Raw genomic sequence first — 12,263 nt, forward strand, 5'->3', positions numbered from 1 at the left:
TCGAATATATTATATTTACAACGTTTTCGCACTCATTTTTTGTAGTATTGTAAAAAATAAGGGTTCGAGATATTTATATCTTTAAAAATACGCTATGTTTTATATAAACTTCAATTCAAATCTCCTTTTTTTGTAACTTCGCTTAGTTAAATTAACAATAAAAACGATTCTAAAATGTAGGCTTTTGATAATTTAATTATTAAAGCCAGATTAAAAAATTTCAGAAACATTATGAGTATATATAAAGATTACATTAAACAGATTGAAGAAAGAAAAAGTTTAGGACTTCATCCACAACCAATTGACGGAGCTGACTTACTAAGTGAAATTATTGATCAAATAAAAGATTTAAATAATGAATACAGGAAAGAGTCTTTAAATTTCTTTATATACAATGTTTTACCAGGTACAACTAGTGCTGCAGGTGTTAAAGCTACCTTTTTAAAAGAAATTATTTTAGGTAAAGAAATAGTTGAAGAAATTTCTTCTGATTTTGCTTTTGAGCAATTATCTCATATGAAAGGTGGACCTTCAGTAGAAGTTTTATTAGATTTAGCTTTAGGAAATGATACAGCTATTGCAAAACAAGCGGCAGAAGTTTTAAAAACTCAAGTGTTCTTATACGAAGCCGATACAGAACAATTAGAAAAAGCATATAAAAATGGTAACGCAATTGCTAAAGAATTAATAGAGAGTTATTCTCAAGCAGAGTTCTTTACTAAATTACCAGAAGTTGAAGAAGAAATCGAAATTGTAACTTTTGTAGCTGGTATTGGTGATATTTCTACAGATTTATTGTCTCCAGGTGCAGATGCGCATTCAAGATCGGATCGTGAATTGCACGGACAGTGTATGTTTGAGCATAATAAAGAAATGCAAAATGATTTATTAGCTTTAAAAGAAAAACATCCAGATAAGCGTGTAATGCTTATTGCTGACAAAGGAACAATGGGAGTAGGATCTTCAAGAATGTCTGGTGTAAATAACGTTGCATTATGGACAGGTATTTCTTCAAGTCCATATGTGCCATTTATTAATATTGCACCAGTAATTGCTGGTACAAATGGAATTGCACCAATTTTTTTAACTACCGTTGGAGTTACAGGAGGTATAGGTATTGATTTAAAAAACTGGGTAAAGCAAAAAGATGCTGATGGAAATACAATAGTTGATGAAGAAGGAGAAGCAATTTTGAAAGAAGAGTATTCTGTAGCAACAGGAACAGTACTTACTATAAATACAAAAAAGAAAAAATTATACAAAGGAGATAAAGAATTAAAAGATATTTCTACTGCTTTAACGCCACCAAAAATGGAGTTTATTAAAGCAGGAGGTTCTTATGCTGTTGTTTTCGGTAAAAAATTACAAACGTTTGCTTGTAAAGTTTTAGGAATTGATGTTCCTCAAGTTTATGCAGCATCAAAAGAGGTTTCTATTGAAGGTCAAGGGTTAACTGCTGTTGAAAAAATATTTAACAAAAATGCAGTTGGAACAACTCCAGGAAAAACATTACACGCAGGTTCTAATGTAAGAGTTGAAGTAAATATTGTTGGTTCTCAAGATACTACAGGTTTAATGACTTCTCAAGAATTAGAAATGATGGCTGCTACTGTTATTTCTCCAATTGTAGATTGTGGTTACCAATCAGGATGTCATACAGCTTCTGTTTGGGATGATAAATCTAAAGCTAATATTCCACGTTTAATGAAGTTTATGAATGACTTTGGATTAGTTACTGCACGTGACCCTAAAGGGAAATATTTTCCAATGACAGATGTTATTCATAAAGTATTAAATGATATTGCTGTAGATGATTGGGATGTTATTATTGGTGGAGATTCACATACACGTATGGCAAAAGGAGTTGCTTTTGGAGCAGATTCAGGAACAGTTGCCTTAGCTTTGGCTACAGGAGAGGCAACTATGCCAATTCCAGAATCGGTAAAGGTTACGTTTAAAGGAGAAATGAAACCTTACATGGATTTCCGTGATGTTGTTCACGCTACTCAAGAGCAAATGCTAGATCAGTTTGATGGAGAAAATGTTTTCCAAGGAAAAATTATAGAAGTACATATTGGTACTCTAACATCAGATCAAGCATTTACATTTACAGATTGGACTGCTGAAATGAAAGCAAAAGCATCTATCTGTATTTCTGAAGATGAAACTTTAATTGAATCATTAGAAATTTCTAGAGATCGTATTCAAATTATGATTGATAAGGGTATGGACAACCCTAAGCAAGATCTTAAAGGATTAGTTGATAAGGCTAATAATCGTATTTCAGAAATTAAAACAGGAACTAATTCTGCTTTAAAACCAGATGCTGATGCTAAATATTATCAAGAAGTTGTTATTGACTTAGATAAAATTGTTGAACCAATGATTGCAGATCCAGATGTTAATAATGAAGATGTATCTAAGCGTTACACGCACGATAATATTCAACCATTATCTTTTTACGGAGGAACTAAAAAAGTAGATTTAGGTTTTATCGGTTCTTGTATGATTCATAAAGGAGATATGAAAATATTAGCTCAAATGTTAAAAAACATTGAGAAACAACAAGGAGAAGTAGTATTTAATGCGCCTCTAGTTGTTGCACCTCCAACATATAATATTGTAGATGAATTAAAAGAAGAAGGAGATTGGGATGTGTTAGTAAAATATTCTGGATTTGAGTTTGACGATAGTGCACCAAAAGGTTTGGCTCGTACTAAATATGAAAATATGTTGTACCTAGAACGTCCAGGATGTAATTTATGTATGGGTAATCAAGAAAAAGCTGAACCAGGAGATACGGTAATGGCAACTTCTACACGTTTATTTCAAGGTAGAGTTGTAAAAGATGCAGATGGTAAAAAAGGTGAATCTTTATTATCTTCAACTCCAGTAGTAGTATTATCTACAATTTTAGGTAGAACTCCAACTATGGCAGAATATGAAGCTGCTGTAGATGGTATTGTTTTAACTAAATTTAAACCTTCTAAAAAAAGGTTAGTAAAATAATTAAAAAAGCATATTTTTTTAAAGCCTAAGTTTTAAAACTTAGGCTTTTTTGTATTATTACAGGTGTTCAATTGTAATAATGATCTAGGATTATGGGTAAAATTGAATTAATCATAATTTTATAATTATTTATAGTCAAATAGGAGTGCTATATCCTCTTTTTTTTATATCTTAAACAAAGAGATTTCAGCCAAAGACAACTAACTATAAGTGATTGAATTTCAAGCAATAAAAAATCGATAATTCTAACGATTTCGTAATAAAAGATGCTAATTACTAGGTGTCTAAGGCTTTTCATCTAATTTTGTAACAATAAAATAATTGTAAATTTTATGAAAATACTTCATATTAGTGCAGAATGCTATCCTATAGCTAAAGTAGGAGGATTAGCTGATGTAGTAGGTTCGTTGCCTAAATATCAAAATAACCAAAATGTTACTTCAGAAGTTATAATGCCATATTATAACAACAAGTTTACAAACCAAAATGAATTTAAATCTATTTATGAAGGAAAAGTAAATTTAGATGTAAATGAATATGAATTTAGAATTTTAACACCAACAAGTATTGATTTAGGTTACAACTTATTTTTGGTGGATATACCTGAATTATTATTTAAAGATTATGTGTATTCGAATGATGATACAGAACGTTTTTTTGCATTTCAGTTAGCAGTACTTAATTGGGTAACTATTTGGGAAAATAAACCAACTACTTTACATTGCCACGACCACCATACTGGGTTAATTCCTTTTTTAATCTCAGAATCATATGTATACAGTGATTTAAAGGATATTCCTACAGTTTTTACCATACATAATGCACAATATCAGGGTTGGTTTTCACATGATAAAGTGAATATGTTTCCTGAGTTTAATTTTGACCACGTTGGTTTGTTAGATTGGGGAGGAAGCATAAATCCTTTAGCAGCAGCAATTAAATGCGCGTGGAAAGTTAATACAGTGTCACCTAGTTATATGGAGGAATTAAAGTTTGAAGCGAATGGATTAGAACATTTATTAAGTGCTGAAAGTGAAAAATGTGTTGGTATTTTAAATGGAATTGATACTGATGTTTGGAATCCAGAAACTGATTCATATTTAATTAAAAATTATAAAACTAGTACGGTACAATCTGGTAGTAAGGAAAATAAAAAATGGCTTTGTAATGAGTTTAATTTAGATGAGAAAAAACCATTATTTGCTTTTATTGGTAGATTAGTAGGGGAAAAGGGCTCTGATTTGTTTCCTGAAGTTTTTAGAGCTGTATTAGAAAAAAATGAATGTAATATATTGTTGTTAGGCTCTGGTAATAATGAAGTTGAAAATGCTTTAAATGAATTAAAAGGTGATTTTGAAGGCACATATAACGCTTTTATAGGTTATGATGAGCGTTTGTCTCATATTATTTATGCAGGAGCAGATTTTCTTTTAATGCCATCGCGTGTTGAACCTTGTGGATTAAATCAAATGTATTCATTAAGGTACGGAACCATTCCTGTTGTTAGAAGTATTGGAGGTTTAAAAGATACTGTAATCGATATTTCAAAAGAAAATGGATTTGGAATTTGTCATAATGAAGTAAATAAAGAAGAAATTGTAACAGCAATTGACAGGGCTGTTGAATTATATAAAAATCAAACAGCATATAAAAAACACAGAAAAAATATTATGAGCATTGACCATTCGTGGGGTGCTTCAGCAAAAGAATATATAAACTTATACCAAAATTTAAAAACCGAAAATTATGCCGAGTAAAGTATTATCAATTATTTTAGGTGGTGGGCAAGGATCCCGATTATATCCTCTTACAAAAGCGAGATCTAAACCAGCTGTACCAATAGCAGGTAAATATAGATTGGTTGATATCCCTATTTCAAACTGTATTAATTCAGAAATCAAACGTATTTTTGTCCTAACTCAATTTAATTCTGCTTCACTAAATAGGCATATTAAAAACACTTATCACTTTAGTTTTTTTAGTTCAGCTTTTGTAGATGTTTTAGCAGCAGAACAAACACCAGGAAATGATGGTTGGTTTCAAGGAACAGCCGATGCTGTTAGACAAAGTATGCATCACTTTTTAGAACACGATTTTGATTATGCATTGATTTTATCAGGAGATCAATTGTATCAAATGGACTTTAATGAAATGGTAAAAGCGCATAAAAAGAATAAAGCTGAAATTTCTATAGCTACAATTCCTGTTAATGCAAAAGACGCTACTTCATTTGGTATTTTAAAAACAAATGATAAAAATAAAATAACATCATTTATAGAAAAACCAGAAGCTAAACTATTACCAGACTGGACTTCAGAAGTAAGTGATGAGATGAAAGGTGAAGGTAGAAATTATTTAGCTTCTATGGGTATTTATATTTTTAATAGAGATCTTTTAGTTAAATTAATGGATAACCCAGATACTATAGATTTTGGTAAAGAAATTATACCACAAGCAATAGAAACTAATAGAGTATATAGCCATCAATATGAAGGTTATTGGACAGATATTGGAAATATTGATTCATTTTTTGAAGCTAATTTAGGTTTAACTGATGAATTTCCAAAGTTTGATTTATATAGCAGAGAAAAGCGTATTTATACACATGCCAGAATGTTACCTACAACAAAAGTATCAGGTACAAATTTAGATAAAACTGTAATTGCTGAAGGTTGTATTATTAACGCAAGTAAAATTCAACATTCTGTAATTGGAATTCGTTCAAAAATCGACGCAGAATCTACGGTAATTAATACCTATATGATGGGTAGTGATTTTTATCAGCCATTAGAAGAAATAATGGACGATAATATTATTTCAATGGGAATTGGAAAAAGATGCTTTATTAAAAATGCGATATTAGATAAAAACTGTTGTATTGGCGATGACGTTAGAATTAATGGAGAAGATTTAAAAGACCATGAAACGGATACTTATGTAGTAAGAGACGGTATTGTTGTGGTTAAAAAAGGAGCGATAATTACTAATGGAACAATAATATAATACATGGGGAAAGTAATAGCACATAGCCTTTTTACTGACTTTGATGTAGACTTATTTAAATCTGGTAAGCATTACCGTTTGTACAAGAAATTCGGATCTCATATAACTACTGTTAACGGAGTTGAAGGAACTTATTTTGCAGTTTGGGCACCAAGCGCAAACCAAGTTTCTGTAGTAGGTGATTTCAATTTTTGGAATGATGGTGAGTTTAAACTAAATGTACGTTGGGATTCTTCTGGTATTTGGGAAGGTTTTATTCCTAAAATAGGAAAAGGAAACTTATATAAATATAAAATTCATTCAAATAATAGTGGAATAGTTACAGAAAAGGCCGATCCATATTCAAGAAGAAATGAACATCCACCAAGTACAGCATCCGTAATTTGGGATGATGATTACACTTGGAAGGATAAAAAATGGATGAAAAACAGAAAAAAGAACAACGCATTAGATGCGCCTTATTCTGTTTATGAAGTTCATTTAGGTTCTTGGAGAAGAAAAATGGAAGAAGATAGGTCACTATCATATTTTGAATTGGCAGATGAATTGGTTTCTTATGTTAAAGAAATGAATTTTACACATGTTGAGTTAATGCCAATTATGGAATATCCTTATGATCCTTCTTGGGGATATCAATTAACAGGTTATTATGCACCTACGTGTAGATTTGGTTATCCAGAAGAGTTTAAATTGTTGGTTGATAAGCTTCATCAAAATGGAATAGGTCTAATTTTAGATTGGGTACCTTCTCATTTTCCTAGTGATGATCACGGTTTAGGATTTTTTGATGGATCTCATTTATACGAACATCCAGACCGTAAGAAAGGATATCATCCAGATTGGAAAAGTTTAATTTTTAATTATGAAAGAAACGAAGTTCGTTCATTTTTAATTAGTAATGCAATTTATTGGCTAGAGCAATACCACGCAGATGGTTTACGTGTAGATGCTGTTGCATCTATGCTATTTTTAGATTACTCTAGAGAAGATGGAGAGTGGGAACCAAATGAATATGGAGGTAAAGAAAACTTAGCGGCAATTTCATTCTTAAAAGAATTGAACGAAGAAGTTTATAAATCTTTTCCAGATGTTCAAACAATTGCTGAAGAATCTACTGCATTTCCAATGGTATCGCAACCAACTTTTATGGGTGGTTTAGGATTTGGAATGAAATGGATGATGGGATGGATGCATGATACGTTAAAATACTTTGGTAAAGATCCAATGTTTAGAAGTCATCATCAAAACGATATAACTTTTAGTTTAGCATATGCTTTTACTGAAAACTTTATGTTACCTCTTTCTCATGATGAAGTAGTTTATGGTAAAAATTCAATTTTAGGACGAATGCCTGGAGATGAATGGCAACGTTTTGCTAATTTACGTTTACTTTATGGTTATATGTTTACACACCCAGGAACAAAGCTATTGTTTATGGGAAGTGAATTTGGACAATATGAAGAATGGGATTTTCAAGGAAGCTTAGATTGGAATTTATTAGAATTTGATCCACATAAAAAAACAAAAGCTTTTTATAAAGATTTAAATAAATTTTATAAAACGAACCCAGCATTATTTGAAAAAGGATTTTCTAACGAAGGTTTTGAATGGATTAGTTTAGATGACTCTCAAAATTCGGTTATTTCATTTATAAGAAAAGGAAATAAAGAAGAAGAAAATTTAGTAGTGGTTTGTAATTTTACACCTGCAGTTATTGATAGTTATAAAATTGGATTACCTACCGAGAATAAATTAAAAGAGGTATTTAATAGTGATAAAAAGAAGTATGGAGGAAGTGGAATTACTAATTCTAAATTAATAAAAGCAGAAAAGGATTCTTGGAATGGAAAGCCATACTCCGCCGAAATTAAGCTATCTCCGTTAGGAATAACCATTTTTGAGTTAAAATAACATCAAAATTAGGAGTAACATAAAAAGCATCAATAATTTTACCATAAACATAAAATTATTGATGTTTTTTTAATGAATAAAAGAGCTTCAAAATATTAAAAATTAGTAGGTTTGCAGTTCGATTAAATGAGATAAGATTATGATTTTAAATACAGAATTAGAACACAAAGGGAATTTATTTCCATCGAAAATTGTATTTTATAAAAAAGACGTTAATACGTTATATTTTAAAAGTGAAAACAATGCTGTTTTGCAACTAACTGTAGAAAGAGATAGTGTTTTACGTTTTAGATATAGTACAACAGGAATGTTTGATAATGATTTTTCTTATGGTATTACTATGTATGCTAGTAAGGGGTATAATCATTTAGAAATTGAAGAAGATGATGATAAATATATAATTACAACATCTAAATTAATTTGCCATATTTCAAAAGTAGATATGCGCAAAACAATTTATGATGTAAAGGATAAGACTTTAATTTGCGAGGATGAACTTGGTTTTCACTGGGAAGAAAGTTACGAGTTAGGTGGAGATATTGTAAAAATGTCTTTAAAATCACAACAAAGTGAAAACTATTATGGATTAGGAGATAAACCTGTAGAAAATAATTTAAAAGGTAAACGTTTTCAAAATTGGGTAACAGATTCTTACGCTTATGGTAGAGGAAGTGACCCTATTTATAAAGCAATTCCTTTTTATACGGCTTTACACCATGATAAATCGTACGGTGTGTTTTTTGACAATACTTTCCGTAGTTATTTCGATTTTTGTAGTGAAAGAAGAAATATAACAAGTTTTTGGGCGCAAGGTGGTGAAATGAATTACTATTTCATTTATGGTCCAGAAATGACTGAGGTTGTATCTAACTACACAGATTTAACAGGAAGACCACAACATATTCCACCATTATGGGCATTAGGTTATCACCAATGTAAATGGAGTTATTATCCAGAATCTAAAGTTAAAGACGTAGCAGCTAAATTTAGAGAATTGCAAATACCTTGTGATGCCTTGTATTTAGATATTGATTATATGGAAGGCTTTAGATGTTTTACATGGAGTAAAGAATACTTTCCTGAGCCTAAAAGAATGGTAAAGGAATTAGCTGAAGACGGATTTAAAACAATTGTAATTATCGATCCAGGTATTAAAATTGATAATGAATATAGTGTATTTAAAGAAGGTTTAGAAAAAGATTATTTCTGTAAACGTGCAGATGGGCCTTATATGAAAGGTAAAGTTTGGCCTGGAGAGTGTTATTTTCCAGACTTTACAAATCCAGAAGTACGAGAATGGTGGTCTGGTTTATTCCAAGAATTAATAGAAGAAGTTGGCGTTAGTGGTGTTTGGAATGATATGAATGAACCTGCTGTAATGGATGTGCCTGGAAAATCTTTCCCTGATGATGTTCGCCACGATTATGATGGAAACCAATGTAGCCATAGAAAAGCGCATAACGTTTACGGTATGCAAATGGCACGTGCAACCTATCATGGATTAAAGAAATTTAGTTATCCAAAGCGTCCGTTTGTAATTACAAGAGCTGCTTATTCAGGAACTCAACGTTATACATCAACTTGGACTGGAGATAATGTTGCAACTTGGGATCATTTATCAATTGCAAACCAACAAGCGCAACGTATGTGTATGTCTGGATTCTCTTTTGCAGGGTCTGATATTGGAGGTTTTGCTGAACAACCAAATGGAGAATTATTTGCAAGATGGATTCAATTAGGTGTTTTTCACCCATTTTGTAGAGTTCACTCATCTGGAGATCACGGAGATCAAGAACCTTGGGTATTTGGAACTTCAATTACTGATATTGTTAGAAAATTTATTGAAATAAGATACCAATTATTACCTTATTTATATACCACTTTTTGGAGATATGCAGGCGAAGGAATTCCAATTTTAAAATCGTTAGTATTATTTGATCAAGAAGATAAAAACACACATTATAGAAATGATGAGTTTATTTTTGGAGAAAAAATATTAGTTTGTCCTATTATTGAAGCAAATGCTAAAGGTAGAAGAATGTACATTCCAAGAGGTAAATGGTATAACTTCTGGGATAATTCTATTATTGAAGGGGGAGAAGAACAATGGGTAGATGCAGATATTGATAGTATGCCTATTTTTGTTAAAGAAGGTTCCATTATTCCTAAATATCCTGTTCAACAGTATGTTGGTGAAAAAGTAATTGAGCAATTAGAATTAGACGTTTATTATAAAGAAGGAGAAGAATCTTCTGAAGTTTATGAAGATGCACACGATGGGTATGATTATAAAAAAGGACGTTATAGTTTAAGAAACTTTAACCAAGTTGGTAAAGAAGATTCTTTAACAATTCAACAATTTAAATCAGGTAAATACATAACAAGTTATAATACGTTTAAAATAAACATACACGGTTTACCTTTTAAAATAAAGAAAGTTGAAGTTGATAACGAAGAAATTGACATTTCTAAATTAAACGGAAAAATTACATTAGAAGTTACTAAAGAGTTTAGAGAAATTTATATTATTAAATAATTTTAAACCTTTTAAATAGAATAAAAAAGCCTCAATTAATTTGAGGCTTTTTTTGTAAGTAATCTTTTTTTTTTCGACAAACAAAAAAAACTTAACTATGAGTAAAATTTGGTTTCTAGAAAATGTAAATCTTTTTAAAATATTATGTCCTCATAAATTTAAAGATTATAAAGACTGTCATAATTTCACCCATTATTCAAAAAGCGATTATATATATTTTGAAGAGGATGCTTCTAACAAGGTATATTTAATTGAAAAAGGAAAGGTTAAATTAGGCTATTATAACGAAGATGGCTCTGAAGTAATTAAAGCAATACTTTGTAAAGGCGAATTATTTGGGGAAAAAGCTATACTTGGTGAAGAAAAAAGAAATGAGTTTGCGCAATCAATGGATAATAAAACATCGATTTGTCCAATAGGTGTTACTACTTTACACGATTTAATGCGTGATAACCAGACATTTACTCTTAAAATATATAAATTCATAAGTTTTAGAATTCAAAAATTGGAACGTCGTTTACAATTATTAATGTTTAAAGACGCTAAAACTCGTTTGTTAGATTTTTTAGATGAATTATGTGAAGATTATGGTGTTTGCTGTGAAGAAACAGGTAAGTTAAAAGCTTCGCATCCATATACTCAAAAAGATATAGCAAATTTAATAGGCACTTCAAGACCTACTTTAAACTTGATTATGAATGAGTTAAAAGATGACGGAGTAATCAATTTTAAAGGAAAAGAAATTCTTTTTTTGAAAAAAAGTGCATAGTGTTAGCTAGCTAACATTTTTTTATTTTTGGTTGAAATACATTTGTCTTAAGAAACATTAAAAACATTATTATGACAAAAATTTTTAAACTATTAGCATTATTTGTATTAGCATTTACTGTTACATTTTGTTCAGATGACGATGAACCAACAACAAAAGATTTAACTTTAAACATTTCAGGATTAGAAGATTTAGGTGCTGATTACGAATATGAAGGATGGCTTATTTTAGCCGATGGCCCTGTAACTACAGGTCGATTTTCAGTCGATGGAAGTGGAACTTTATCACAAACTAATTTCACTTTAAACATTGAAACATTAGCTGCAGCAGAAAAATTTGTATTAACAATTGAACCTAAAGTAGGTGATGACCCAGCTCCAAGTGATGTTCATATTTTAGCAGGTGATTTTGTAGGGAATTCAAGTGCTTTAACAATTGGTCATGGAGCTGCTTTAGGTAACGATTTTTCTACAGCTAGTGGAAAATATATTTTAGCAACACCAACAGATAGTGATGGAACTAATGAAAAAAGTGGGGTGTGGTTTCTTGATAATTCATCAGGATCTCCAGTAGCTGGATTAAATTTACCAACATTGCCAGCGGGTTGGAAATATGAAGGTTGGGCAGTAACAGGTGGCACTCCATTAACATCTGGGACTTTTACTTCAGTTACTGGAGCTGATGAATTTAACGATTTTAGTGGTACAATGGGAAGTCCTCCTTTTCCAGGAGAAGACTTTTTAAGAAATGCACCTAGTGGAATTACTTTTCCATTAGATTTATCTGGAGGTAAAGCAGTAATTTCTATAGAACCAGATCCAGACAATAGTCCAGCGCCATTTTTACTAAAACCATTAGTTGGCGATATTCCAACAGATGTAATGGCACATACGGTTTATACAATTGGTCAAAATTTAAATTTTCCAACAGGTACGGCTTCACGCTAGTATTTAAAAAATAGTATTATGAAAGCGTTGTTACATTTAGTAATAACGCTTTTGTTATTTTTGCGCGTAAGTAATCACTAATTTAAGG

Annotated in this window: 7 protein-coding genes; all 7 read left to right on the forward strand. The window is 30.8% G+C overall.

The genetic code is table 11. The features are described from left to right. The first annotated feature begins 231 nt into the window (after positions 1-231). The 7 genes from BLU40_RS06685 (at position 232) to BLU40_RS06715 (ending at position 12,175) form a co-directional block, all read left to right on the forward strand. Positions 232-3,009, forward strand: coding sequence for a bifunctional aconitate hydratase 2/2-methylisocitrate dehydratase (locus BLU40_RS06685; protein WP_090121419.1), 2,778 nt, complete (start codon positions 232-234; stop codon positions 3,007-3,009). Between the two features lie 332 nt (positions 3,010-3,341). Continuing rightward, positions 3,342-4,766 (forward strand): glycogen synthase, encoded by a 1,425-nt coding sequence (locus BLU40_RS06690; protein WP_090121421.1) that lies wholly within the window; start codon positions 3,342-3,344, stop codon positions 4,764-4,766. Beyond that, positions 4,753-6,012 carry a glucose-1-phosphate adenylyltransferase gene (locus BLU40_RS06695; RefSeq protein WP_090121423.1) on the forward strand — a complete coding sequence of 420 codons (1,260 nt, stop codon included), beginning with the start codon at positions 4,753-4,755 and terminating at the stop codon, positions 6,010-6,012. The genes BLU40_RS06690 and BLU40_RS06695 overlap by 14 nt, the downstream gene beginning before the upstream one ends. Positions 6,013-6,015: 3 nt before the next feature. Next, positions 6,016-7,923 (forward strand): 1,4-alpha-glucan branching protein GlgB, encoded by a 1,908-nt coding sequence (glgB, locus tag BLU40_RS06700; protein WP_090121424.1) that lies wholly within the window; start codon positions 6,016-6,018, stop codon positions 7,921-7,923. A gap of 139 nt (positions 7,924-8,062) precedes the next feature. Then, positions 8,063-10,459 (forward strand): glycoside hydrolase family 31 protein, encoded by a 2,397-nt coding sequence (locus BLU40_RS06705; RefSeq protein WP_090121426.1) that lies wholly within the window; start codon positions 8,063-8,065, stop codon positions 10,457-10,459. 97 nt (positions 10,460-10,556) lie between these two features. Beyond that, positions 10,557-11,228, forward strand: coding sequence for a Crp/Fnr family transcriptional regulator (locus tag BLU40_RS06710; RefSeq protein ID WP_090121427.1), 672 nt, complete (start codon positions 10,557-10,559; stop codon positions 11,226-11,228). A 71-nt stretch (positions 11,229-11,299) separates the two neighbouring features. Next, positions 11,300-12,175, forward strand: a complete 876-nt coding sequence (locus tag BLU40_RS06715) for an anti-sigma factor (protein ID WP_090121429.1) — start codon at positions 11,300-11,302, stop codon at positions 12,173-12,175. The last annotated feature ends 88 nt before the right edge of the window (positions 12,176-12,263 follow it).

This window comes from Lutibacter oricola (genome assembly GCF_900106565.1).
In the GTDB taxonomy this organism is placed as follows: Bacteria; Bacteroidota; Bacteroidia; order Flavobacteriales; family Flavobacteriaceae; genus Lutibacter; species Lutibacter oricola.

Excerpts from the sequence above, each read along its gene's own strand:
- BLU40_RS06685 (WP_090121419.1), top strand. The coding sequence starts at position 232 with ATGAGTATATATAAAGATTACATTAAACAGATTGAAGAAAGAAAAAGT.
- glgB (WP_090121424.1), top strand. The coding sequence starts at position 6,016 with ATGGGGAAAGTAATAGCACATAGCCTTTTTACTGACTTTGATGTAGAC.
- BLU40_RS06715 (WP_090121429.1), top strand. The coding sequence starts at position 11,300 with ATGACAAAAATTTTTAAACTATTAGCATTATTTGTATTAGCATTTACT.
- BLU40_RS06690 (WP_090121421.1), top strand. The coding sequence starts at position 3,342 with ATGAAAATACTTCATATTAGTGCAGAATGCTATCCTATAGCTAAAGTA.
- BLU40_RS06710 (WP_090121427.1), top strand. The coding sequence starts at position 10,557 with ATGAGTAAAATTTGGTTTCTAGAAAATGTAAATCTTTTTAAAATATTA.
- BLU40_RS06705 (WP_090121426.1), top strand. The coding sequence starts at position 8,063 with ATGATTTTAAATACAGAATTAGAACACAAAGGGAATTTATTTCCATCG.